This window comes from Alteromonas sp. ABH4_452, from assembly GCF_056311825.1.
In genome coordinates, this window is record NZ_CM149973.1 from 2,550,336 (window position 1) to 2,575,641 (window position 25,306).

The following is a 25,306-nucleotide window of genomic DNA, read 5'->3' on the forward strand; positions in this document are numbered from 1 at the left end:
CTCCGTTTATCGGAGGCTTTTTTACATGGAGATAATTATAAATGAAAGCGCGTTTGTTACTTTTCATAACGTTAATGCTAGGAAACCAATTTTTATTGGTTTCCGCGAGGGCAGATGTAAACAAGCAAGTATTAGAGGCTTACGCAAACCCTTCACTTTATCTAGATATTAAAATATCCCCCGATGGCACCTATTTGGCATCAACTTCACGGGATAAAGAAGACGGTGTAATCTTTTTAACGGTGCTAGATATAAAAAATCAAAAAGTAGTATCTATAACTCGTGGAAAAGGGAAGAAATCGGTAAGTAGTTTCAATTGGCTGAATGATGAACGCCTTTTGCTTACGATGGCTCGCGAAGTTGGTTCATTCGAAAGACCCCTTCCAACGGGTGAACTAATCGCAATGAATGCTGACGGTTCAAACAATACAATATTGACGGGATGGCGTTCAGAAAGTGGCGATAAGCGCTTTTCTCAGATGGTAGACTTTCTTCCAAATGAACCAGATGCCGTAATTGTTTCAAGTGTAGACCTATATGCTAAAGAGCCATATTTAGATCTGTATAAAATGAAAGTAAGTAATGGCCGTAAAAGTGGTCTTGGCCGTTTACCATTGCGCGGATACGACGGGATTACATCTGGTGTAATCACGAACAGTGAAGGTTATGCAATTGCAACTTTTAATACCGACCCAAATGAAGGTAATAAACAAAAGCTATTGGTTCGAGCTTCGAAAGATGAAGATTGGTTTGTGGCTTTTGAAGCGGAAGATTATGCGCCTTTCTTTGAGCCTATTGTACTGTTAGACGATGACAAGACCCTAGTTGGTTTAAGTTCAATAGAGACGCCCACCAAAGCTATAGCGACCTACAATATAGAAACGAGGGAGCATACGGTACTCTATGCTCACGAAAAAGTAGATGTAACACCTATTCTTCACGCTGAAGGTGGTCAGGTTCGCGAATTGCTTGGTGCTTTTTATGAGTATAAACAACCAGATGCAGTTTTATTTCAAGACGTAAAAAACAAATCTGAACAGTCGATAATTGCGAGTCTTCTAAAATCATTTAAAGGACAAACTATAAGCGCAACGTCATCGACCAAAGATGGTAATAAGACTATTTTTAGAGTAAACAATGCGAATAATCCGTCGGTATTCTATTTGTTTGATAAAGAAGCACGGCAACTTGTCAAACTTGCTGAATCAAGACCTTGGATGAATGATATTAGCATTCCAGCGTCTAAGTTGATTACATACAAAGCAAGAGATGGGCAAGAGATATCAGCAGTGCTTACCCTTCCTCCTGGTGAATCCAAAAACTTGCCGTTTGTGTTACTTCCACATGGTGGCCCTCACGGTGTGTACGATACCATCGCAGAAATCAACGCTGACGCTAAAGTGCTAGCGTCTCATGGCTACGCGGTACTACAACCTAATTTTAGAGGTTCGGGCGGATATGGTTTAGACTTTTTAACCGCAGGCTTCAGAAAGTGGGGAACAACTATGATTGATGATATGACTGACGGTTCTCTACACTTGGTTAAACAAGGCATCGTAGATAAAGACCGGATGTGCGTGTATGGTGGCTCCTACGGTGGATATGCCGCTCTTCAAAGCGTAATTAGAGAGCCTGATCTGTATAAATGCACCATTGGTTTTGTGGGTGTCTATAGTCTTCAACATTTTAGGGAAGGAGGTGATATCCCTACTCGTAAGTCTGGGGTTAATTATTTGAATCGCGTACTACCTGAAGGTGCAGAGCAAGTTGCTCAGTCGCCTGTGAAGAATGTAGATAAAATAAAAGTTCCTGTTTTTATAATTCAAGGCGAAGAAGATGTTCGTGTACCAAAAGAGCACGCATTTAAATTGCGCGATGAGTTGGAAAAACACAACAAGCCCTATGAATGGATGATGAAATCAGGCGAAGGCCATGGTTTTTATAAGCCTGAGAATAACGTAGAGCGTTGGGATGCAATGATCAAGTTTTTAGATAAGCATACTCAGTAAATAGCATGCTTTACTGCAACTAGAAATTGCAAATAAAATCAAAAGGAAACGGTTAGCTACCGTTTCCTTTTTTTATTTTTAGCTTTGTTTTCTAACGCTAAGCGTTACTATTAAACAGGTTATCCTAAATAAAAAAGAGAAAGAATACATGTGCGGATTTATACAACGTATTACTGACTCACCAGACGTTATAGCGCTGCTTGAAGAAGTGGGGCTCACACAAACCATTCCGCTTTTTGTCAACGAATCTTCCACAAGCAATGTCATTAACTTTTATCCTGCATTTGGAAAAGCATCTGAACGGCAAATTACTAATTTAATAGTGTCTGGTGTTAGCACCATAGATGCTACATGGTGGTTTGATACTAAGCCCGTTGGCGACACGTTAGAAGTTGGCAACAGAACAACATTTAACGCCCGTAATTTAGATAGCCCTTACTGGAGCAAGTTTATTCGAGAACGACGCGCGATAGTCGTAGCAACGGCAGTAGGTGAGTCAAACCCACTTGGTAAAGGAAAAGCACATTACTTAATGAAGCCCACTGGTGGAGCATTGCTGATTGGCGCAGTATATCGGCGGTTTAGCAATGGGCTATTTTCCTGTGCGGTAGTAACACGCCCACCCGTAGAGGGATTTAGTCAGTATCACGAGAAATCCATTCCATGCTTTCTTCCTCACGATAGTCACGCTATTAATGCATGGCTAACCGCTGACAAACAAGGCTCATTAAATAATGAGGTAGAGTATATTTTGAATAACCCTCGTATTTATAACGACCTTGAAGTCACGCGAGTAAAAACGTTTAAGAGTGCCGAGGCAATCGGTGAAGTTAACATGTTAAAGGCTGACTAAAACTGTTAAATCAAACCGCGCATACAAATAAAATAAAGGCGGCCTTAATCACAGCCGCCTCTAATCTTAGATTTACAGTAGAACGTTTTATTTAAGATAGGAAAGCAAGGTTTCCTCGTCCGCGCCTAAAACATTCTTTTTCACTTCTTTGTCGACGACTTCTGAGCATTGAGATGACATTCCGCCTCGCAATTTTCCAAGAAACCCCGGCCCGCTAATAATATCTATTGAGCCTAGCGCACCTCGTTTACGCTCACCATCCAGCCACTCTGCGATGTCGCTGGCAAATCGTTCATCTTCGAGTTCTGCGGCATCTTTTCGGTTCATGCTATCAACGCCCGGTACTTGCGAAGCGGGAGCCGATTGTCTACCGGGTTTATCCGTATAAATATCTTGGTCACTCGCGCCGCTAAACTCATTGTGCCATTTCTTTACTTCAACGAGTGCACTTCCGTGGTTGGTATAGGTGTAAGCTGTGGCGTCGTCGTGGTTAGCCACAATTACGTAGTGTTTCTGAACTGTCATACAGCCTCCTATGTCCTTTTATGTAAAACATTCACGTTTATGGTGTTTTCTAATGGCAAGTATGAAAAATGTGCCTAAAACCCGAAATAAAACGCTAATGTAAAAGGGGTGTTGCAATATCAACACCAAGGCTAAGACAATTAAATAGGGTGTCGCTTCTAATAGCTAACTCGAAGCAGGTTTCAAACCGAGCAAAAAGCATGGCTGTAATAATATTTAAGAAGAAGCAAGTTATGCTTTATTTATAAGGCTAATATAATTTATCAAATCATAATATATGGTATTGAACAGTAATATTGATTGAAGAGGGCTTGTAGTCTACATTTATCACTATAAGAAATAAGGACTTTTCAATGAAACAAATCGGAATATTAGCGGCCTGTCTATTCTTACCCGCAATAGCGAATGCTACGACGATGATTGAATACGGGCAGCCGAACTCCTTTAAAAGCCCTGAAACGAATTCTTTTGCCTCACTTACACAATCATCATCTAGAACGTCAGCCGCATGCTATGTTGTCTCTCAATACTACAATGGAGTAAAGGGGCAAAAAGTAGTCAGCAACCAAATTGAAAGCAGTATTATAGAACACGTTAACGGTAAAAATTTGGACCTTAATGATTTAGGTAAAGGTGAGGAATTGACTGGTCTAGAAATTGAAATCGATGGTCATTCAGTAGACTTTAATGTTTATCGTGATTTAAGTGAAGAGTCTAGCATTGCTATTGTTGGTGACGCTGAAGATAGCTTAGTTTTTAGACTTGGTTTTTTATCGGAACTCTCTACAAATCATAGATATAAGTTAAATTCGGTAACACTAAGCCTAGAGAGAGGAACGTCTAAAATTGATGGGATGACACATGCTCTAGCATTTATAAATGGCGAAATAGATGAATTAACTAATACCATTACTGACGACGAGCAGTGCCGAAGAGAACTTGCTAAAAACCAGGTAAAACACCAATATTGGGGGGCTTATGTCGGTCCTGATCTAGATTCTTCAAATATCTTAGAGCCCCTTTCTCCAGGAATATGCAAAAGGACAGTGAGTATGCGTACTTGCTATGCGAATAAGGGCCAGACTCCTTGTACAGAGACAGTGTACTCTTTTCCGGAACGGTGCGATTGACGGAAAACAGAACTAATGTATGCCTGGCCTTTTCAACACCAGCTTTATAAGCACTTAGCAGGTTTGGGCAACCCAGCCAGTTTGGTGGCTTGCTTAGCCGGGCCTTTTTTAAAGAGTCGCTGCAGGTAGCGGCTATTACCTTTTTCTGGCCCAAACTTATTGGCCATGGCTTTCACCAAAGCACGAATTGCTGGGCTGGTTTCGTATTCTTCATAGAATGCGCGCACAAAACGCACCACTTCCCAATGCGCCTCGGTTAGCTCAATGTTCTCTTCTTGCGCCAGTAGCTCAACCATACCTTCGTCCCAAAGGGTATAGTCAAGTAAATACCCGGCTTTGTCAGTAGGGATCGCTTGACCTTTATAATTGAAGCTATAGGTTTCTTGTGTCATGAAAGGGGTATCCAGTGCTGATTTTTCGCTGATATTGCAGCAAGTTCTTTGTAGGAAATTGGGTTAAAATGTTCAGGCAGATTTGCGCCCCTAGTAGCCGCGTCTGTACTCAAGAACGACAAGCTAAGCGTTGACTTGTCTTTTACCGTATTGGCTAGTTCCTCAAAAAACGCGGTGTTTAACGTAGGGGCATAAACGCCATCACCAACGAATACTACATATGCAGAGGTTGCTTGCTGAAAGGTGGCTTCAATAAGCTGTTTGTATTCAGTGCTCAAATTTGGCGTTGAAATAGTAATAAGCATTAGAATGTCACCACATGATCTACGCTTTGGATAAGCGCGACTTTTTCTTCTGGGGTTATCCACTCACAGTCTAACTCATCAACTAAGCTGGTATTAGCAAGAACCTGGTCAATGTCGTAGGTATCTGCACTCACTTTACACACAAAGCATTCTTCTATGTCGAAGAACGGCATACTAGCTAATCGTTTAGTGTGATTTTTAAGCCCTTTAGTAGATGCCGCCTTAACAAGCTGCAGTACGCCCTGGTTTTCAAAAAGCACTTTAACATCGTGCCCATAGTTTGTTGCAGCAAGCGCAAAATCTAAACCATCTTGGCTTTTTGCATTGGAAAAAGGGCTTTGCGTAAACCTAATAAGTAAATGCGCCATTAGAATTGTACCAACCTGTTGCAATCATGGAGCGCAGTGAAGAATTCGCCCAAGCCAGCTTGCTCGAAAGGCGCGGTTAAGTTGGCCTGAGACAAACCATTTTCGTTCGCCTCTACCTCACTCACAATGCCTCGCTTAACGGCAGCGGTAATGCATACGAGTAACTTTACTTTGTGTTCAGTTGCCAGAGTCTTCCAGCTATCAAGTACGAACAGCTCGTCGCCCGTCTTTAGCATTAAGTTATTAGTGTGGTGTATACCTTCGCTATAAAAGAAAACGTTGTTTATTACATCACCATTATCAATAACACCTTGCGCAAAGGCGAGGGCGCGTAACGCTGTATCGCCTTGAAACGGTGATGATGTGATAAGTATTGAATATTCTACCATACAAATAAAAACACCCCGGTTAAGGGGTGTTTGTCTTTTAAACCTTTAACGTTAAATTAATCGTCGCCGCCAAATGCACCTAGAAGGTGAAGGATAGACGTGAACAAGTTGTAAATGTTCAAGTATAGCGAAACTGTCGCGCGAATGTAGTTTGTTTCACCACCATGGATGATACGACTTGTATCAAACAAGATGAAGCCTGACATAATAAACACAATCGCTGCACTAATCGCTAAGCTTACCGCAGGCACTGCGAAGAAGATGTTCGCAATAGCGGCTACAAGCACTACAACTAAACCAACAACCAAGAAGCCGCCCATAAACGAGAAGTCTTTCTTTGTAGTAAGGGCATAGCCAGATAGCGCAAAGAACACAAGGGCTGTCGCACCTAGTGCTTCCATGATTAGGCCGGGACCTGCTACACCTAGGTAGAAATTAAGCGTGTAACCTAAAGACGCGCCCATCAAACCGGTGAAAGCAAACACCCAGTAGATGCCAGATGCAGAATCTGCTTTTTTCTGGACTACAAATAACGTAATAAATGCGCCGATAGTCATAACAAGAGACATCATAGGAGAAATGCCTACCGCCATTGCTATACCAGCACAAACCGCACTAAACGCTAGTGTCATCGCAAGCAGCATATAGGTGTTGCGTAGAACCTTGTTCGTCTGCAATACCGATGGTTGAGATGCACTTGAATACATCGAACGTTGATCCATTGTTTCCTCCAATAGGACTTATGATATGACCAAAATGGTACACAATTATTTAGTGTATGTTGTATGGGTTTTAGTTCCCATTTTCAAGTAGTTTCAGATGAAAATGGTGTCAGGTGAATATAAAAACATCTTTTATACGCGCTAAACAGCGTATTTGGTTGAAATCTCGGCACTTAACCAAATTTTTTAATTTTTCGCTTTACAGTCATAAAAATATCATTAAGATACGCAGCACTTCAGGAGAGTTGGCAGAGCCCGGTTTAATGCACCTGACTTGAAATCAGACGTGGGGTCAAACCCACCGGGGGTTCGAATCCCTCACTCTCCGCCACATTACGAAAACCCGCACATTGTTGCGGGTTTTTTTATGCCTGTTTACTACGTTAAACTTTCGTATAAGACCACAGTCGCATTGTTACATTCCATTCACATGTTTAGGCTTGCGTTTTCTTCGCGCAATCTAAAGGTGTTATGTGTCACAAGAAAGTTCTTCTTATCAAAATCTTCACAAGCCAAGTAGTAGCTTTGAATCACGAGACGACTATTTAAATCACGAATTACAAATACTTTCTCCTAAACGCTGGCGGTTAAACCTGCCCGGTAAAGACTACCGCGTTGAATGGGAAGACTTTGTACCCGGGATGGCTGCAACCATAGGTAAAATAGTTATGGTTGCCGCTGTAGTTGGTGCATTTGCAGCGCCACTTGGGTTATCCCCTGAGTTTGTTATTGAAAACGTACGCTTCGAGTTACTTATCGCCGCTGTCTTGTTCGTTGTTTTAATTTCAGGCTTTCTCAACCCGTCTGCTAATTTGGCGGGAACCCATGGTCCGCTTTTACCTTTGGTGCCTCTTATCGTTGCTTCTGGTGGTCACCCCATGGCACTCGGGCTGCTTATCGGTTTGTTTGGTTTCATATTAGGCATAACCAAGGGCGGTAGCATACTTGCTAAGCTTACCAGTAACGGTGTTTGCGGTGGGTTATTGTTATATTTGGGCTTTATAGGTATTACAGGTCAGGTTAAGAAGCTATTTGCCTGGGCAGAGAGTTTCGATATGGCCTATCTAGCCTTTGTAGTGATCATAGCCACTATTCTTATGTACGCATGGCTAGAGCATATTAAAAAGCGCTGGTTGGCTATTCCGCTTGGTGCGGTAATGGCAGCAGCAATAGCTTTTGCTTTTGGTGCGCCGTTTGAGTTTACGACATCGCCCGGTATGCCTAATTTAAACCCTGCTTATTGGTGGGGCGAAGACACTGGTTGGAAACTAGGCTTACCAGACTGGTCGCACTTCATTGCGGTGTTACCTTTTGCTGTACTTGCTGTGTCGATGTGGTCGCCGGACTTTTTGGGGCATCAGGTGTTTCAAAAGCTCAGTTACCCGAAGAAAAGTGAAAAAGCTCACATGAACATCGATGACACCATGATTGCTGCTTCAAGCCGTCAGGCGGTAGGAAGCTTATTAGGCGGGGGCAATATCTCATCATCGTGGGGAACCTATATTATCCCAGCGTCTATTGCGCGCAGACCAATTCCAGGTGGTGCATTAGTTACCGGGCTATTGTGTGTTGTCGCTGCGCTATGGGGTTACCCTATGGACTTAGCCATTTGGCCTCCAGTACTCTGTGTTGCTTTGATTGTTGGCGTGTTTCTTCCGTTAATGGAAGCGGGTATGCAAATGACGCGAGAAGGTAAAACAACGCAATCTGCGGCACTGGTCGTTATTTCATCTGTACTAGTTAACCCTGTATTTGGGTGGTCTTTTACTATGCTATTGGATAATTTAGGTGTAGTTGGGTGTAAAGACAGAGCTGGCGATTTAGGTAAAGCAGGCCGTTGGGTAATTCCTGGTATTACTTTCTTGGTGCTGTGTACGGTTATGGCATTAATCGGTATGTTCCCTGGTGTACCAGCAATAATGGAAAGCTTTAGAATGTAGTGTTGAAAGTATACGGCGTGGGAGCTTTTCCCCCGCCGTTTGTTTGCCTTTGTGTTTGTTTCTTGTCTTGTTCCCTTGTCTGGTACCATCGCGGGCTAGGTAAAATAACCTTAAGAATACTTTCAGGGTTACGCGTACCAGTTTTTAGTTTTTAGTTTTTTGCTCTACTCATCCCAATGTGGGGTGTCGCCAAAGTAGTTTGACAAGAAGTCGATGAAAACCCTGAGTTTATTAGAAATAAGCTTTCTGTGCGGGTAAACGGCGTACAACGAAATTGCTTGCGGTACGAATTCATTTAGTATGGAAACGAGCTCACCGTTTTTAAGCGCTTCACCAACAATAAATGTAGGTTGAAGTACATATCCTGCACCTTGTTTGGCAACATTGGCTAGCACTTCTCCATTATTAGCAGTTAGTTTAGGCATCACTTTCTGGGCGTTTGCCTTTAACGCTGTAATCAGCATTGACTTATCGTTTTCATAATTCACATAAGAATATTCAAGATAGTGCTCCGGCTTTAAATCGTTGGGGTGTAGTGGCGTACCGTATTTTTTCAGATAGGCAGGAGAAGCGCATAAAGCAAGTTTAATAGTTGTTATCTTCTTGGCCACCAGCGTTGAGTTGGCAAGGTGGCCAGCACGTATTGCAATATCAAACCCTTCGTCTATCACATCAATTTTTCGGTCATTAAGCTGCAAGTTTATCGATACGTTAGGGTGTGCTTGTTGAAACGCGCAGAGAGCGTCGGCTAAGTGCAGTGTTGAAAAGGTAACTGGAGCACTGACATATAAAACTCCCTTAGCTTGCGTACTTAGCAATCCAAGCTGACTTTCCATGTCGCTTACACTTTCAAGTATATGATTAGCATGTTGCAAGCATTGTTGGCCGGCCTCGGTTAAATGGATTTTTCTTGTAGTGCGGTTAAATAAGCGTGCATCAAGCTGCTTTTCTAACTCTGCAATGTATTTACTCACCAGTTGGTTCGACGTGTCGAGCTTTTCTGCAGCTTTAGTGAAGCTGCCCTCGTTTGCAACAACGGTAAAGGTCTTCAACAGAGATAATTTATCCACTTTTAACCCGTATTATTTAATTAACAACATTATGTTGGTAATAATTCAATAATTGCCATCTTTATTCAATAGCTGTTGGTAACTATTCTAAGCACATACGGTTAGCGCAGTCGCTACTAAAAGATTGTACAAGCAGCGCGCTCTAATTTTTAAGTTACGACATTTTTGAACATGGGACTTTTCGTCACCAAAGGTTTTAAGGATATGGCAATGAATAAACAATTTTTGAAAAGCATTTTTACATCTAACAACAGTGTTTCTAGCTTGGTTTTACGCGTTCCGGTTGGCATTATTTTGAGTGCTCACGGTGCGCAAAAGCTTTTCGCATGGTTCGGCGGATATGGCTTGGAAGGTACCGGGCAGTGGATGGAAAGCATAGGCTTAGCACCTGGTTTTTTAATGGCACTACTAGCTGGAAGCGCAGAGTTTTTCGGTGGTCTAGCACTTATAGTTGGGTTGCTTACTCGTCCTGCTGCTTTGGTGAGCGCCTTTACTATGGTTATTGCTATTTTTAGCGTGCATGCACCTAATGGGTTATTTATGAGCAACAACGGTTACGAATTTGCTCTTGCGCTTCTAGCTGCAACGACTGCATTGACTATTCAAGGCGGCGGAAAATTATCTATCGATACCCTTATTAGCAATAAGCTGAATAAGTAAAACAACCGAACTAGGTTATTGAAGCCAGCTTGTTATAGCTGGCTTTCTGATAAGCCAATCCCTAAATTGCAGTTAACAATGAGTGATGCTATGCAACAGCGCCCCCAGTCAAATATTCACCCCACAGCGCGGATCACAACAGCCTATATCTCTCATGGCGGCGGCCCGCTTCCGCTTCTTGAAATGCTTTCAAAAGGTGAGGAGGATGCACCAGCTTATCACGCGGAAATGATAAAAGCGTTGAAAGGATTATCAATAGAACTTCCAAAGCCAGATTTAATTATCGTGATAAGTGCCCACTGGGAAGAAGCAGAAGTCTGTGTGACCACACACCCGCGCCCATCATTAATTTATGATTATTATGGCTTTCCACCAGCCGCGTACTCTATTAAATACCCTGCCGAAGGGGAGAAAGGCTTTGCGTCGTCAATAGTTACAAATCTGAAAGAGCAGGGTATAACGGCGCGGGGTGACAATGAGCGAGGTTTCGATCACGGTATGTTTATCCCATTAAGTATAATGTATCCCAAGGCTGATGTGCCCTGTATTCAAATGTCGATAACGTCTGATTTATATGCCACCAAACATATTGAATTAGGGAAAGCGCTGAGAAAAGCGGTCGAAACTGCTACGACGGCTAATTCATCGCAAAAACACATTCTGATTTTAGGCTCGGGTTCTTCTTTTCATAATATGCAGGGCTTTTTTGACAAAGCCAGCGATACAATGCAAAAAGCTACCCGTTTTAATAATTGGCTACAAACAACAATGCAAAGCAAGGCATACAGTGAAAATGAGCGCAGAGCTAGATTAGTCGATTGGGCCGAAGCCCCAGACGCACGATATGCCCATCCCAGAGAAGAGCACCTGTTACCACTGCATGTTTGCTACGGAGCAAATTTCAAAGCAGCTGACAAAGCCATTTCTTTAACACTGCTTAGTAAACCAGCAAGTATGTTTGTTTGGCACTACTAATTTCACGTTAGCAGCTATTTTATTGGGTCTCGCATTACGAGATGTAGTATGAAATACAGCCATGCTGAGCGTTCTTTTACCAATTATTAAGCACTTTGTTTATCAATTGTTCGCTTAGGCCGAAATCTTACAATTAGTGCTTTACAGGCCCTCAGAAATCATTAAGATACGCAGCACTTCAGGAGAGTTGGCAGAGCCCGGTTTAATGCACCTGACTTGAAATCAGACGTGGGGTCAAACCCACCGGGGGTTCGAATCCCTCACTCTCCGCCACATTACGAAAACCCGCACATTGCTGCGGGTTTTTTTATGGGCTAAATTTACTCGCTTTAATACACGGCTATAGCCAAGAACTGAACCTACGCATAACAACACTCTTCAAAGGTAAGCAAACACTGTTATTATGGACATCATGATCTATCGATGTGAATAGAGAACTAGTGGGAGTTTTTAAGCAATAACTTTAATAGCCTTAAAAAACTTCTTAGATGTTCTACATTCATTTATACTAGGTTAATGCTGCAAGTGTTTCGAAATAATGAGAACGCGGAGCATCATATACAAAGATGGTTATTATTCTTGCGAAAAGGTGAATATTTCACCAGTTGATTGATTTAATTGAAATTAGTGCTTTACAGGGCGACGTAAATCATTAAGATAAGCACCACTTCAGGAGAGTTGGCAGAGCCCGGTTTAATGCACCTGACTTGAAATCAGACGTGGGGTCAAACCCACCGGGGGTTCGAATCCCTCACTCTCCGCCATTTTACGAAAACCCGCACATTGTTGCGGGTTTTTTTATGGGTGAAATATTTTCTGATCTCATCCTGTCTGTATCTTGTAATTACAAAACATTTCATAAAAACCAAGTTATGTCGCGCTTTATTCACAAAAGCTTGATATATATAAAAAGGTTTACAATCAACTGAAATCATTACGGCATATAAAAGCGGTGTACGTGCACGAATATCGTTGGTCCTACGCAGTTGGTAGTAATAACAAGAATTCAAGAGGACATTATGCAGGCAATGCCCACACTTAATCTTCGGGAAGGCACGGTTGAACAAAAAAGACAGGAAATAAAGGCGTATTTCCTCGACTCATTCAACACATATGAATCACTTTTCTCTTGCCTAGCGAATGATAAGGTCTTTTACGAACGACCTGAAAAACTGCGTCATCCGTTAATTTTTTATTTCGGCCATACCGCCACGTTTTTTATCAATAAGCTCGTGCTCTCAAAGGCTATTAACGAGCGAATTAACCCAAAGTTTGAATCGCTCTTTGCTATTGGTGTTGATGAAATGAGTTGGGATGACCTCAACGATGAAAATTACGATTGGCCGCAGGTTGAAGAGGTGCGTCGATATCGAAATCAAGTGCGCACCTTGGTCTGCGACCTCATAGATACCATGCCGTTTAGCATGCCTATCGACTGGGACAGCCCAATGTGGCCTTTAGTGATGGGAATAGAACACGAACGCATTCATTTAGAAACCTCGTCTGTACTTATTAGGCAATTACCTATCTCGTCTGTACGACCTAGTTCAGAATGGCCTGTTTGCCCTACAATGCTCACTAAGCTTGAAGAACTTGAATCTAACGCATTAATTACGGTGCCAGAGCAAACGGTAACTAATGATAAGACTTGGGATAGTGCCTATTACGGCTGGGACAATGAATATGGAACTCAGCAAGAATCCGTAAGCGAGTTTAGTGCATCTAAGTTTCTGGTAAGCAATGGTGAGTATTTAGCTTTCGTTAAAGATGGCGGTTATCACAATGCGAAGTACTGGGAAGCTGAAGGCAATAAATGGCGAGAATATACCCAAGCCCAGCACCCTGTGTTTTGGGTTAAAAAGGGCGATGACTATACCTATCGCAGTATGCTTGAAGAACACTCACTTCCTTTAGATTGGCCGGTAGACGTTAATTATCACGAAGCAAAAGCGTTTTGTAATTACTTAAGCGAGAAGACTGGGTCGCTTATTCGCTTGCCCACTGAAAATGAATGGCAAGCGCTGCGTCAGCACGCTGGTGTAACACAAACCGTATACGCTGATGGTTTCAACATTGCTTTACAAAAATACGCTTCGAGTGAGCCAGTTGATGTTAATCAGTCTGGCGAGTTTTTCGATGTAGTAGGGAATGTATGGCAGTGGACAGAAACGCCAATCTATCCGTTTGAAGGTTTTAAAGTGCATCCTCTGTACGACGACTTCACTACGCCAACGTATGATAATAAGCATAACCTCATTAAAGGCGGTAGCTGGGTATCTACAGGCAACGAGGCAATGAAAGACAGTCGCTACGCATTTAGGCGTCATTTCTTTCAGCATGCCGGGTTCAGATATGTTCAAGGAAAGCGAGTTATAGCAGTGAACGATTTTGATTACGAAAGCGATACGCAAGTGTCGCAATACAGCGAGTTTCACTATGGCGACGAATACTATGGTGTGCCTAATTTCGCCAAAGCCAGTGCTCAGTTTTGTATAGACAATATGCAGGGGCGTCATCACAGCAAAGCATTAGACTTAGGGTGTGCAGTGGGCCGTTCAACATTTGAACTTGCTAAGCACTTCGACCACGTTGATGGCATTGATTTTTCTGCTCGCTTCATTAAAACCGCATTTGATATGCAAGAGCGTGGAGAGATCCGCTATAACCTAATAGAAGAAGGTGAACTAACGTCATTTAAGGCAAGAAAACTATCTGCTTTGGGTATAGAAGAAAGTGCCGAAAAGGTCGCTTTTGCTCAGGGCGATGCGTGTAACTTAAAACCTCAGTATACGGGCTACGACCTCATCTTTATGGGGAATTTAATTGATAGGGTCTATAGCCCTAAAAAAGTTCTGGCTGATATGGCAAAACGTTTAAACAAAGGCGGTTTGCTTATAGTTGCCAGCCCCTTCACATGGCTTGAAGAATACACAGAGAGAAGCGAGTGGCTAGGGGGCTATAAAGATGAAAACGGTGAAACACTGAGCTCTACGCAAGCACTAGAAGATGCGCTAGGTAGCGGCTTTAAGCGCGTCGGCAAGCCCACAGAACTGCCGTTTGTCATTCGAGAAACCAAACGCAAATATCAGCACACGCTTTCCGAGTTCAACGTATTTGAAAAGGTAAGTGATTAAAGGCTAGATAGAAGACGCTTATGCCATGCTTTGGGGCCTCGTTTTGGGGCCGCGCTTTGGGTTATAACACTAGACAAAGCGTGGCTTGATATCTGAGATGACATTTTGTTTAAATAAACACCTGTATAAATAATAACTGAGAACGCGTTGTGCTTGTTACAGTACCAAGAAGCTCCGTAGCTCGAGTCAACAGGGCAACTCAACAGAACAAAATTAGTAGAGCAAGCAAAACGGCAAAATACTGCTTAGAATCGTAAGTAGAAATTAAGTATAGAGTAAGTCGAGGGTGTACGAAGAGCAAAATCAACTCCCAGTGTTCAGTGCATTTGAACATGAGTTTATGCCTCACAAAGATGTGTGGCAGGCCCCAGCTCATCTAAAACGCGATCAAACTCGGCTTAAGTATTCAGCAATATTGCGTCGCTTTTATAGCAAGGTTTCTCAACAAACATCGGTCATAGATTCGCAACAAGAACCCATTGCTATGTGGATAGCCGATATGGATATACCGCCTTGCGATGACATTATAAGTGCAGTTACAAAAAACCTTCGTTCAACATATGGATATCAGTCTCTTGATATTGGTGAGGCTGTGGCTAAACGTTTTGAACGCAGTTCACCAAAATTCAGCCGTTTTGAGGTGAAGAGCAGTGATGTAGTTGATGTGGCAAGTGTTATTGGCGCAATAGACGTAGCGCTTCGCACATTCTGTAAAGCTGGACAGAAGGTGATGGTGTTAACACCTACCTATTCACCCATAACCGAAACGGTGAAAAACAACAATTTAGAACCTGTATATATACCGGTAGGGCAGCCAGTCTGTACCATTAAAGAAAAATATACGGATGTAGCTTGGTCACACACTAGTAATCATCAGGATATTGATGATTCCTTTAACGGCATAGACCTTAACGCTTTAGACAAATCTGCAGTAGCATTTGTTATCTGTCACCCCAACAACCCTACTGGCACAGTATTAAGCGCTTCAGCACAGCGTAAAATCGTGGATTTTTGCGCTTATCACAATATTTTGTTGATCACCGATGAAGTACACAGTGAATTTGCCTTTAACTCACATAACGAGCCGACCCTTATCCCAATCTTTGGCAGCGAACTTGATTGCGAAGATGCAAATGAAGCTGAAATAAGTGAGCAAAATAAAATAATAGGTAAAAACATTAGGCACACACCGCGAATTATCCACCTCAATAGTGCCTCTAAAGCCTTCAACTTAGCCAGTATTCCCGGTGCGTCGTATGCGATTATAAAAGACAAAAAGATAAGGGAAAGATTTGCCCAGGCCATCAATGAACGACACCTTAATGCAACTAACTTGGGAAAAGTTGCATTAATTGCCGCCTACGTGAATGGCAGTACCTGGTTAGACGCGGTTAAAGGTGCGTTAGCCTTTAACAGAAAGCTTGTTGTTCGCTTTTTCAAGCACTACGGTATCAATGTAAGCTATACGATGGGAAGCGCCGGCTACTTTCTCTGGCTAGATCTCGCCTCATTTCCATTGAAGATCTCACAACCAATGGTTTCTGTGAAAACGGCAAAAGATTCAATGGGAAAGGAGTCTGATCAAATTCTTCGTTATTCACCTGTTGCAAACGTAGAACAGTGCCTAGAACGGGGCGTAGTAGGTAACGACGGAGCCCCCTTTGGCGCGCCGAATCATATAAGGCTTAATTTGGCCTGCCATCCTGCGGTTATAGAGACCGCGCTGCAACGTTTGTGCTTCACGTGGTAACTGTTCGCTACCGTTTAGTTTGAATTACACGCCAATAAGTTTCTAATCGACCTTTTGCATGACCGATGACAGCATTCTAAATATTAGAATAACTAACTCTATTATCCCGTATTTTATTCCTACTAAAAAGAATTAAACTAATCTTATTGCAAATGAACTCAACCAAGATCTCAGCGGCAGTATAGCTCGTGGCTAATTAAGGGATTTTGTAAGAGCAGAAAAGTTTAAGGAGTTAAAGTGATGTACCTGAGAAAAGCGAACGAGAGAGGAAAAGTAAATTTTGGCTGGCTAGAAAGCCGACACAGTTTTTCATTTGGACACTATTATGACGCGAAGCACATGGGATTTTCAGCGTTAAGAGTGATTAATGATGATATTGTACAAGCAGGTAGAGGCTTTGAGACACACGGCCATAGAGATATGGAAATCATTTCATATGTAGTGAGCGGTGCTTTGAAACACGAAGACAACACGGGTAATGAATACGTGGTACCTGCGGGTGATATACAAGTGATGAGTGCGGGGCGCGGTATTATGCACTCAGAGTTTAATCCGTCTAGTGAAGAACCTGTGAACTTTCTGCAAATTTGGATTGTGCCAAATGAAAAAGGGGGAACCCCAGGTTATACCCAGAAAACCTTTGGGAGCAGTGCGGGAAGTAATGAAAAGCTGGAGTTACTTGTAAGTGGCGACGGCAGAGATGGATCGTTAAAGATTAAGCAGAATGCGTCAATAAGTCGCTTGACCCTGAAAGCTCAAGAAGCGTGGCAGCGAAATTCTGAAGGGCAAAAAGGGTATCTTCATATAATCTCAGGTAAGGCCAAAGCGTCGGTGAAAAGTGCACCTGAAGCCGTTGAATTGGTATCTGGCGATGCTATTGGAATTTACGAGAAAGATAGTATTTCGCTTATTGCATCTCAAGATTTGGTTGCCCTTTGGTTTGATTTACCAATTTAATTAGCTAAAAGTAATCTAGATCAATAATTTAGTTTCAATTTGTGTATCTCTACTTCACGAATCTTTATCTCGTGGTATGATGACTGTGATAAGGTTTTAGGCTGTTAATAGTTATCATTAACGAAAATTGACAGTCTTAAACCTAGTTGTTTAGAAAACTGAAGTCAGTGAGATACTAGAGTGATAAAAATAATCCTAGCAGATGACCACGATTTGGTCAGAAGAGGGATACGCCGGATTCTGGAAGACGTAGAAGATTTTACTGTTATCGATGAAGCGAGTAACGGTGAAGATGCGGTACAAATGTGCCGAAAAAATGCGCCAGATGTGGTACTCATGGACGTGAACATGCCCGGTATTGGCGGACTAGAAGCGACAAAGAGAATTGTTCGCATGTCAGAAAATACGCGGGTGATATGTGTTTCAATGCACAAAGAAAGCCCGATACCTATGCAGGTAATGGAAGCGGGTGCGTTTGGATTTCTTACCAAAGACGCAAAGCCAGATGAGGTTATTCTTGCCATTCATAAAGTGGCGGCGGGGCAAATGTATCTCGACAATGAAATGGCCAATAGCATTGCGATAAGTAAGTTATTGCCAAGTTCGGATAATCCATTTGATGAGCTATCGAGTAGAGAACTTACAATAGCCATGAGATTAACCGAAGGTCATAAAGTGCCAGATATTGCTCGAGAACTTAGCATCAATTCAAAAACGGTTAATACCTACCGTTATCGTATGTTCCAAAAATTAGGCGTGACGTCTGACGTAGAGTTAACACACTTAGCCTACCGTCATAAGCTAATCAGTCCTAATACCTTTTAAGCGTCACTAGACGCATAACGTCAAAGTGATTATGTCTGCATTTGATTCAGCAGCATTTCTTAAGAATTTAACCTCTCAACCTGGTGTGTACCGTATGTACAACAGCCAGGAAGAGGTTATTTACGTAGGAAAAGCCAAAAACCTTAAAAAGCGAGTATCAAGTTACTTTCGTACTAACCTTGATAACGCTAAAACTCGTTCGTTAGTCAGCCAGATTGCGAACATGGACGTCACCGTTGTAAATAGTGAGACCGAAGCGTTTCTACTAGAGAACAACTTCATTAAGAAGTATAAACCGCGTTACAACGTGGTAATGCGTGACGACAAATCTTACCCTTTTATCTTTTTATCAGATCACGAACATCCTCGGCTTTCTTTCCATCGCGGCCCTCAAAAGAAAAAGGGCGAATATTTCGGGCCATACCCGAGTGCTTGGTCAGTTCGAGAAAGCTTACGTTCTATGCAGCGTATATTTCCTGTTCGTCAATGCGAAGACAGCTATTACCGTGCGCGCAGCAGACCTTGCCTTCAGTATCAGATGCAACGGTGCAGCGCGCCTTGCGTTGAAGGCTACGTGAGCGATGAAGAATATAAAGAGCAGGTCAACTTTGCTCGCCTGTTTTTAAAAGGGAAAAACCAGCAAGTCATTGGCGGGCTGGTGGACAAAATGGAAAAAGCCAGCGAAGCATTAAACTTTGAGGCCGCCGCGCGCTATCGCGATCAGATAAACGCCTTAAGGAAAGTACAAGAGCGACAATGGGTTGCCGGTACCCAGGACGAAATGGATGTGTTTGGGTTCGCGTTCAAAGGTAACATGGCCTGTATTCAAGTTATGTTTATTCGCGAAGGGCAGCTGCTAGGCAGCAAAGCATATTTCCCTAAAGTGCCTAATACGGCAGACGAGCAAGAAGTTTTCGAATCCTTCTTTCTGCAATTTTATTTAGCGGGCAACAAAGTCATTCCTAAACAAATTGTGTTAAGTAACACACTCAGTGACGAAGATGCTATTGCAGATGTACTTGCCAGTGAAGCAGGGCATAAGGTGCATTTCTTTAAAGGGGCGAGGGAAGAGAAACGCAAGTATCTACAGCTGGCCCAATCAAATGCACAAACCGCGTTAGATGCCCAATATAGCCAACAAAAGTCTGTGTTTGCACGCTATCTAGACCTAGAAGCGGCACTGGAAGTTGATACGCCTATTCAACGCATGGAATGCTTTGATATTTCTCACACCTCTGGTCAACAAACAGTAGCGTCCTGCGTGGTATTTAATCGAGAAGGGCCACATAAAAGTGACTACCGTCGCTACAACATTGAAGGCATTACACCTGGAGATGACTATGCGGCTATGGCGCAAGCATTAAAGCGTCGCTATAAGTCTGTTAAAGAGGTACAGAAAATTCCAGACCTTCTATTAATTGATGGTGGTAAAGGTCAACTTGCTCAGGCTGAAGCATTTTTTGAAGACTGGCCTCATGATAAAAAGCCCATGCTTTTAGGTGTAGCAAAGGGCACTACCCGTAAGCCGGGTTTAGAAACTTTGATTCTGGCGGGTAGTCATCAAGTGCTTCCCATGGATAGCCATTCGCCTGGTCTTCATCTTATTCAGCATATTCGAGATGAATCACACCGATTTGCTATCACTGGGCACCGCAACCGTCGTCAGAAAGTAAAAACGACCTCGAGCCTTGAAAGCATTCCTGGTATTGGCGCTAAGCGCAGACAAACGTTGCTGAAGTTTATGGGCGGCTTACAAGGTCTTAAAAAGGCCAGTAAAGATGAAATAGCAAGTGTACCAGGCATTAGCCCAGAACTGGCGGATACTATTTACGACCACCTTCATCAATAAATGACTGAGTAACAAGCAATGCATTGCAAATTAAGGTAATGTGTTGTGGAAATGAAAGAAGCTTAGCTAAAAGCTACTGCGCTAAAACGCCCATAGAGGCATAACACCGAGACGTACTTTTTATGTGGACTGTTCCAAACTGTATTACTTTATTTCGAGTAATCCTTATACCTGTTTTTGTGGTTGTTTATTTTCTTGATTGGCGCTGGGCGCACGAAGCAGGGGCCTTTATCTTTTGGCTGGCGGCCATCACAGACTGGTTTGACGGGTATTTAGCAAGAAAACTTCAGCAATCTACGCCCTTTGGTGCCTTCTTAGACCCGGTGGCAGATAAACTTATCGTAGGTGCCGCGCTTCTTATGATCACACATAGTTATGCAAACCTTTGGATCACGTTGCCATCCATTGCGCTTTTGGTGCGTGAAATTTATGTATCGGCATTACGAGAATGGATGGGTTCAAATGGAGTAAGAGACGCAGTTAAAGTGTCTTTTATAGGTAAAGCTAAAACAACTGCTCAAATGTTAGCCTTAATTGGGTTACTTTCAGGGTTAGAAACTTTTATGGGCGTAACAATTTATTGGGTTTCTTTAGGTTATATCCTTTTATATTTCTCTGCAGTGCTGTCAATTTGGTCAATGTTTGTTTATACAAAAGCGGCGTGGCCACACCTTCGAAGTGGCGCAGTAAAGTAGAATTGATCGCGGTTTAATCAAAGTGAATAAAAAAATAGCAAACGATCATAAAAAACCGCATTTATCTCAATTTAAACGCTTTTTTGTGTTGACAGTTTTGAATGGGTAGGTAGAATGCACCCCACATTTCGAGAGGACATCAACCAAACGAAATGGTCGATTAAGACATGCGGGAATAGCTCAGTTGGTAGAGCACGACCTTGCCAAGGTCGGGGTCGCGAGTTCGAATCTCGTTTCCCGCTCCAATCTCTTGGAGATAAGTTTTAATCACGCGCCAGACGCATCTGGCGGAATGGCAGAATGGCTATGCAGCGGATTGCAAATCCGTCTATCTCGGTTCGACTCCGGGTTCCGCCTCCAAACGCTGCAACGCAGCATCAGGTTCTACGCCTGACACCTTTGCTGAAAAGCAACCCGATGCCCGGGTGGTGAAATTGGTAGACACAAGGGATTTAAAATCCCTCGCTGGTAACAGCGTGCCGGTTCAAGTCCGGCCCCGGGCACCATTTACTTCCTGCTCTGACCCATAAACGGGGGAACTGCATTCACCGGCTCTACCCCATAAACGGGGGATCAGCATTCACCTTACACGATTGATAACACCATCCCATCCGCCTAAAATACGCACATCGCGATAAATGTGATGTCGAGAAGTACAAAGAAGCCTCTTCAGACTTACATAACTTGTGGCCTGCCGAAACTCGTTACAACTCCAGTAGACGGGACCTTCCTTTTGGAGAAATCTCTGGTAAAAAACCTCGCTTCAGTGATGCAAGTTGTGACTTTGAAAGAACAACAGGGAAAAATGCTGTTGTTGAACCGAGAGATAAAGTTAAAGGGCAGATCGCTAGAAGTTTTCTATACATGGTTCATTGGTATGAATTACCAACTCATGACCTCCTTCCATTAATGATTAAGTGGCATGTTCAATATCCACCGACCAATGAAGAAATAAGGCGTCACGAGTTAATAGAGTTAATCCAAGGTAAAACAACCCCGTTTATCGAAGGTACACTTTAATGTTCTAATAGAAGTCGTATTTGCAACTTTAGCTAAGCGAATGGCTAGCCCGTTTTTGCCCTCGTTTTTTCTATCCAGCTTGGTATTCATCTACGATACTGTTTTGATGGTTTTCTCAGGCGCTCGTGGGATATAAAGGTACAGTACATAAACGGTCTTTTCGATGGTTCTATATTCATCACCCCAAAACTATGCTCCTTTAACTGGAAACTAATGTTAGTATGAAGGTCAAGCGATAAGCTAAATTATCTAAACGATATGGAGTGCAAGTTTGTTCAATTTATTAATTTCCTATGACCCTGAAACTTGGGAACAGTCTCCATATGAATGCGATAAAAGTCGTGCCTTAGTAGAGTACACAGCTGATGAGATAAGCGAACGTTATAAGTTCTTTGACGAAAATGCTATTGAAGAATTGAAGTCATTCCCTACCTTGTTTGTCACTGAGAGCGAAGCAACAGAGTCAAGAATTGGCTACATTACGAATATCAGGGTAAGAGCTAGGACTGTAGTGGTGGATTATGAATTTGACCCAATATTACCTTCCCTACCAATTGGCGCTATTGAGGCAATGCGTGTAGACATCGATTTAGGGGATTGGGAACTATCTAGAACACATTGGGCAGTCAAAGACGAACCTATATTTGACATACTAGTCCGTCATGGTTTCGTTACACAACAACAAGTTGAAGCGGCTGAACAGATAAGGTCGCCAGAGCCACCAGTTATCCCTACTGATAACGAGGGCGGTGATGGCTTTAATAATTCGCAAGTTTTCATCGTCCATGGGCATGATGAAATAGCAAAGCTTGATGTAGAGAAATACGTAATGAGTTTAGGGTTACAACCGATAATTTTACATAAACAAGCTAGCTCAGGAATGACTATCATTGAGAAAATAGAATACTACTCAAATGTCGGGTTTGGAGTTGTTTTATACACACCCTGCGATGTGGGTTCAAAATTTGGCGATTTATCTGTGAAGTATAGAGCTCGTCAAAATGTCGTGTTTGAGCATGGGTATCTAATCGGTAAATTAGGCCGTCCCAGGGTTGCTGCAATTGTAAAGGGAGATGTTGAAACGCCTAATGACATTAGCGGTGTTGTGTACGTTAACATGGACACAGATGGTAATTGGAAAGAGCAATTGAAAGTCGAAATGAGGAGCGCTGGTTATCAGGTTTAAAACTATTACGTGCATATTTCGATTCCAAATATGCGGCTGTTGCTAGAGTTTGGAGTCGCTTAAAAATGTCGGGACAATCTTACTTTTTTCCTATGTCATTTGTCGTGCCAGAATTTGATGATGAAGCGGTGCATAGTGGCCGTTTCATTTTGGTAAAGCGAAAGTGGAATACATCAATATTTGATTTTGCGACACTGGCAACTAAATACCACCTACATGTTCCATACCAGTTAATGGACGTTTTGATAAGAAATTGCAATTGTGAACTTGAAATTGAAAATGCTGGTTCAAGAGAGTTGGCTGAACTGTATTTTCAATGTTTTCGAATCGGTCTATATGTTCAGCAGCTTTCTCCTTTTCTATGCCCCTACGTTACCAACCTATCAATCAATGATTATTCTGGGATCAATACCACCGATTCAGCTAAAGGTATAATGAAGCAGTCTCAGGAAGCCAGTTCATCTCATGCTATAAACTTTAAGGTTGAGGCATGGCCTGTCGAGCTTTCAATGCAATGTATGGCAATCCCCGACGGCTTAAGCCTAACAGGAGAACAATTTGGTGAAGCTTCACGCTTTGCTGAGAAATGGTTCAGGTTGTGCGATAGAAACCCTGCTATAAAAGCAATATCAAGAGCCATAACTACGGCTGGACGTCTCGAGTCATACGAGCAATCCATCTTGCATATGTGGACTGCTATAGAAGCATTGTTCCCAAAAGTGACTACTGAAGTATCTTTTAAAATAGCACTTTATATGTCGCAGCTTTGTGCCAATCACAGTAATAAGAAGGAGCTCTACCTCAACACTAAGAAAGCGTATAGTGTGCGCAGTAAAATTGCTCATGGTTCCTCTAAAAAAATTGTGTACGAAGAATGGCTTCAATCATGGAAGCTCATTTTATCCTGCATATCTGCCATAAGTGAAAGAGATGAAATACCTAGCGAAGAGAAACTTCTTGGAGAGTTGTTACTTGTCTAGCTAAGGTTTTAAACCTTATGCCTCAATTAGATTTTCTATTCTACAGGAGACAGCTAAGAGCGATTCTACTCCAAGTACTTCGGAACTGTGATCGCATTGCCGTAAAACCGAACTCATACTACTCTCGATACAATCGATCATTGCAAGCGGCAGGCTATTTTTTTATCACTGGAAACGCCTAAACCTATATGCAACATAATTTTCGGTAGTCCTTGCACTCGAATAAAGCCTTTATGGCGTTTAATTGTTATGGAGATTCTGCTTTCTCGTTCCCTATCTGGAGCTTTGCTTTTCTGGTTAGCGTGCGTTGTCAACTAATATGTGTACCTTGAGCAGCATTAAATGGCCAACTATGTAAAAGTTCGGAGAACAATAGTCAACGTATTAACAGGATTACTGTTGGTCAAAATGCCTCCCCGTTTTACAGGCTGTGGAGTTTAATAGCAGGTGCAAAGTTGCTTGATATAATACGAAGAAAGCAGCCAAGGTTTACAGCATCAGCAAAAAGGTATTTAATAACGAAACAGGGAAGTGCCGGAGAGAAATATGGACAGTCAACCACAACGCAGTATTTACCGAAAGCTTGTTGTTTGCTCAGCTTTAATTAAGCCTATTAGACGATGGTTGCCGGATTTCGCGCATATATGGCTTTACCGTTTCTTAAGAGGGCCAATTCATACTTTTGCTATTGATGTAAATTCGATACCAACTTCCTCCGAAAAGCATCCAAACTATTGGTATTGCGCGGGTGATTATCTATCAGAAGATGATGCTTCGGTCTCACAACAACTTTTGGACGTTAACCTCACCTATGCCAAATGTTTAATAGCGCCTAATATTAAAGATAAACATAAATCTCGACCTGAGCTTGTGGCAAGAGGACGTTATTCAATCCATTATCTATGTCACAACCTTACCAATCGCATTTTATTTGCTTGTAAGGGGGCTCCGACATTAGCTGATCTCGATATACCCAGTTATGGCTATGAAATCGTCGCTCGCACAAAACTGTCGGTGTATGGACAAAACAAAGCGGAGTGGTATGAGCGGGTTCAACGTTGTTATCAGGATCCTGCAATACACCGGCGCAGTACTGTCAGGCCTAAAATTGGTGGAGTTGAACCTTTTGCAGTCGCTGGTCCCAATGACATACCTAATAATTATCGAGCAGAGGTTGATAAATTGCGGAGAAAAGCGGCGCAGAGCGACCTAGAATATAAAAACTTTACGATAGCACTTAAAAGGGTTGATTATTTATACTACAGGCGAACAGGGTTAATTTTAGATAGGTTTGACTCTCAGGAGATAGACCAAAGGAAGTTCAATGAGTTGATGGTTGACGCGACAAGAGAGCTTCTTCAAGAAACACTAAAAAAGGTTGGCGAAGAAGCAACACGCCGCCTATATCCAAATATTATATTGGAACATGAGCCTCCCACTCAGAGAGTAGTTGCGGAAATTACAGTAGAGCATGATGAGCACCAAGTGGTAGCCAAAAAAATGCAAGAAGGTTAGTGCAACATTTAAAAAATAATGTAATTTACTTGGCTGTTGGGCAGCAATATCGTTTAG

23 protein-coding genes and 6 tRNA genes are annotated in these 25,306 nt (G+C 42.4%); 22 read left to right on the top strand and 7 right to left on the bottom strand.

Annotation, left to right across the window (positions count from 1 at the left end):
- Positions 1-41: 41 nt before the first annotated feature.
- Together ACYX4N_RS10925 and ACYX4N_RS10930 are read left to right on the top strand one after the other, a co-directional pair.
- Positions 42-2,009 (top strand): alpha/beta hydrolase family protein, encoded by a 1,968-nt coding sequence (locus ACYX4N_RS10925; RefSeq protein WP_476054035.1) that lies wholly within the window; start codon positions 42-44, stop codon positions 2,007-2,009.
- 148 nt (positions 2,010-2,157) lie between these two features.
- A complete protein-coding gene (locus ACYX4N_RS10930) occupies positions 2,158-2,862 on the top strand; it encodes an SOS response-associated peptidase family protein (protein ID WP_476054036.1) in 705 nt (234 codons plus the stop codon).
- Between the two features lie 87 nt (positions 2,863-2,949).
- Here the strand turns inward: ACYX4N_RS10930 and ACYX4N_RS10935 are convergent, their stop codons facing one another.
- Positions 2,950-3,387 (bottom strand): host attachment protein, encoded by a 438-nt coding sequence (locus ACYX4N_RS10935; protein WP_474856798.1) that lies wholly within the window; start codon positions 3,385-3,387, stop codon positions 2,950-2,952.
- Positions 3,388-3,740: 353 nt separating this feature from the next.
- Here ACYX4N_RS10935 and ACYX4N_RS10940 point away from each other — a divergent pair, with 353 nt between their 5' ends.
- Positions 3,741-4,517: a hypothetical protein gene (locus tag ACYX4N_RS10940; RefSeq protein ID WP_476054037.1), complete on the top strand. Its 777-nt coding sequence runs from the start codon at positions 3,741-3,743 to the stop codon at positions 4,515-4,517.
- Positions 4,518-4,561: 44 nt separating this feature from the next.
- Here ACYX4N_RS10940 and ACYX4N_RS10945 read toward each other — a convergent pair whose 3' ends face one another.
- Genes ACYX4N_RS10945 through ACYX4N_RS10965 form a run of 5 tightly spaced genes read right to left on the bottom strand, consistent with a single transcriptional unit; the run spans position 4,562 to position 6,693 of the window.
- On the bottom strand, positions 4,562-4,909 hold the full coding sequence (locus ACYX4N_RS10945) for a TusE/DsrC/DsvC family sulfur relay protein (RefSeq protein WP_370135783.1): 348 nt from the start codon (positions 4,907-4,909) through the stop codon (positions 4,562-4,564).
- Positions 4,906-5,214, bottom strand: a complete 309-nt coding sequence (locus ACYX4N_RS10950) for a DsrH/TusB family sulfur metabolism protein (protein ID WP_476054038.1) — start codon at positions 5,212-5,214, stop codon at positions 4,906-4,908. The genes ACYX4N_RS10945 and ACYX4N_RS10950 overlap by 4 nt, the downstream gene beginning before the upstream one ends.
- A complete protein-coding gene (locus ACYX4N_RS10955; protein WP_476054039.1) occupies positions 5,214-5,582 on the bottom strand; it encodes a DsrE family protein in 369 nt (122 codons plus the stop codon). The genes ACYX4N_RS10950 and ACYX4N_RS10955 overlap by 1 nt, the downstream gene beginning before the upstream one ends.
- The gene (tusD, locus tag ACYX4N_RS10960; protein WP_476054040.1) at positions 5,582-5,971 is read right to left on the bottom strand and encodes a sulfurtransferase complex subunit TusD; all 390 of its coding nucleotides are present in this window, start codon (positions 5,969-5,971) and stop codon (positions 5,582-5,584) included. The genes ACYX4N_RS10955 and tusD overlap by 1 nt, the downstream gene beginning before the upstream one ends.
- A gap of 56 nt (positions 5,972-6,027) precedes the next feature.
- Positions 6,028-6,693, bottom strand: coding sequence for a Bax inhibitor-1/YccA family protein (locus ACYX4N_RS10965; RefSeq protein WP_014949619.1), 666 nt, complete (start codon positions 6,691-6,693; stop codon positions 6,028-6,030).
- 239 nt (positions 6,694-6,932) lie between these two features.
- On the opposite strand from ACYX4N_RS10965, the gene ACYX4N_RS10970 reads away from it, so the two are divergent.
- Positions 6,933-7,024, top strand: a tRNA-Ser gene (locus ACYX4N_RS10970).
- Between the two features lie 142 nt (positions 7,025-7,166).
- A complete protein-coding gene (locus ACYX4N_RS10975; protein ID WP_476054041.1) occupies positions 7,167-8,633 on the top strand; it encodes a DUF3360 family protein in 1,467 nt (488 codons plus the stop codon).
- 164 nt (positions 8,634-8,797) lie between these two features.
- Here ACYX4N_RS10975 and ACYX4N_RS10980 read toward each other — a convergent pair whose 3' ends face one another.
- Complete coding sequence (locus ACYX4N_RS10980) at positions 8,798-9,703, bottom strand: LysR family transcriptional regulator (protein ID WP_476054042.1); 906 nt, start codon at positions 9,701-9,703, stop codon at positions 8,798-8,800.
- Positions 9,704-9,913: 210 nt separating this feature from the next.
- Between ACYX4N_RS10980 and ACYX4N_RS10985 the strand changes: the two genes are divergently transcribed.
- The 17 genes from ACYX4N_RS10985 to ACYX4N_RS11065 all read left to right on the top strand — a co-directional run bounded on the left by ACYX4N_RS10985 (position 9,914) and on the right by ACYX4N_RS11065 (position 25,249).
- Complete coding sequence (locus tag ACYX4N_RS10985) at positions 9,914-10,363, top strand: DoxX family protein (RefSeq protein ID WP_474806631.1); 450 nt, start codon at positions 9,914-9,916, stop codon at positions 10,361-10,363.
- A 90-nt stretch (positions 10,364-10,453) separates the two neighbouring features.
- A complete protein-coding gene (locus ACYX4N_RS10990; RefSeq protein WP_476054043.1) occupies positions 10,454-11,338 on the top strand; it encodes a DODA-type extradiol aromatic ring-opening family dioxygenase in 885 nt (294 codons plus the stop codon).
- A gap of 181 nt (positions 11,339-11,519) precedes the next feature.
- Positions 11,520-11,611 (top strand) — tRNA-Ser (locus ACYX4N_RS10995).
- A gap of 399 nt (positions 11,612-12,010) precedes the next feature.
- Positions 12,011-12,102: transfer RNA gene (locus ACYX4N_RS11000), tRNA-Ser, on the top strand.
- 255 nt (positions 12,103-12,357) lie between these two features.
- Positions 12,358-14,472: a 5-histidylcysteine sulfoxide synthase gene (gene ovoA / locus ACYX4N_RS11005; RefSeq protein WP_476054044.1), complete on the top strand. Its 2,115-nt coding sequence runs from the start codon at positions 12,358-12,360 to the stop codon at positions 14,470-14,472.
- Between the two features lie 340 nt (positions 14,473-14,812).
- Positions 14,813-16,222, top strand: coding sequence for an aminotransferase class I/II-fold pyridoxal phosphate-dependent enzyme (locus tag ACYX4N_RS11010; RefSeq protein WP_476056437.1), 1,410 nt, complete (start codon positions 14,813-14,815; stop codon positions 16,220-16,222).
- Between the two features lie 237 nt (positions 16,223-16,459).
- Positions 16,460-17,179, top strand: coding sequence for a pirin family protein (locus ACYX4N_RS11015; RefSeq protein ID WP_476054045.1), 720 nt, complete (start codon positions 16,460-16,462; stop codon positions 17,177-17,179).
- Positions 17,180-17,359: 180 nt separating this feature from the next.
- The gene (gene uvrY, locus ACYX4N_RS11020; RefSeq protein WP_269917018.1) at positions 17,360-18,004 is read left to right on the top strand and encodes a UvrY/SirA/GacA family response regulator transcription factor; all 645 of its coding nucleotides are present in this window, start codon (positions 17,360-17,362) and stop codon (positions 18,002-18,004) included.
- A gap of 31 nt (positions 18,005-18,035) precedes the next feature.
- Positions 18,036-19,853 carry an excinuclease ABC subunit UvrC gene (gene uvrC / locus ACYX4N_RS11025; RefSeq protein ID WP_179983519.1) on the top strand — a complete coding sequence of 606 codons (1,818 nt, stop codon included), beginning with the start codon at positions 18,036-18,038 and terminating at the stop codon, positions 19,851-19,853.
- Positions 19,854-19,975: 122 nt separating this feature from the next.
- Positions 19,976-20,548: a CDP-diacylglycerol--glycerol-3-phosphate 3-phosphatidyltransferase gene (gene pgsA, locus ACYX4N_RS11030; protein ID WP_014979382.1), complete on the top strand. Its 573-nt coding sequence runs from the start codon at positions 19,976-19,978 to the stop codon at positions 20,546-20,548.
- Positions 20,549-20,717: 169 nt separating this feature from the next.
- Positions 20,718-20,793: transfer RNA gene (locus ACYX4N_RS11035), tRNA-Gly, on the top strand.
- Positions 20,794-20,834: 41 nt separating this feature from the next.
- Positions 20,835-20,908 (top strand) — tRNA-Cys (locus ACYX4N_RS11040).
- 59 nt (positions 20,909-20,967) lie between these two features.
- Positions 20,968-21,054: transfer RNA gene (locus tag ACYX4N_RS11045), tRNA-Leu, on the top strand.
- A gap of 103 nt (positions 21,055-21,157) precedes the next feature.
- Positions 21,158-21,568 (top strand): endonuclease, encoded by a 411-nt coding sequence (locus ACYX4N_RS11050; RefSeq protein WP_476056438.1) that lies wholly within the window; start codon positions 21,158-21,160, stop codon positions 21,566-21,568.
- Between the two features lie 271 nt (positions 21,569-21,839).
- Positions 21,840-22,754 carry a TIR domain-containing protein gene (locus ACYX4N_RS11055; RefSeq protein ID WP_476054046.1) on the top strand — a complete coding sequence of 305 codons (915 nt, stop codon included), beginning with the start codon at positions 21,840-21,842 and terminating at the stop codon, positions 22,752-22,754.
- Positions 22,703-23,734, top strand: coding sequence for a hypothetical protein (locus ACYX4N_RS11060; RefSeq protein ID WP_476054047.1), 1,032 nt, complete (start codon positions 22,703-22,705; stop codon positions 23,732-23,734). Before ACYX4N_RS11055 ends, ACYX4N_RS11060 begins: the two co-directional genes overlap by 52 nt.
- A gap of 546 nt (positions 23,735-24,280) precedes the next feature.
- Positions 24,281-25,249, top strand: a complete 969-nt coding sequence (locus ACYX4N_RS11065; protein WP_476054048.1) for a hypothetical protein — start codon at positions 24,281-24,283, stop codon at positions 25,247-25,249.
- The last annotated feature ends 57 nt before the right edge of the window (positions 25,250-25,306 follow it).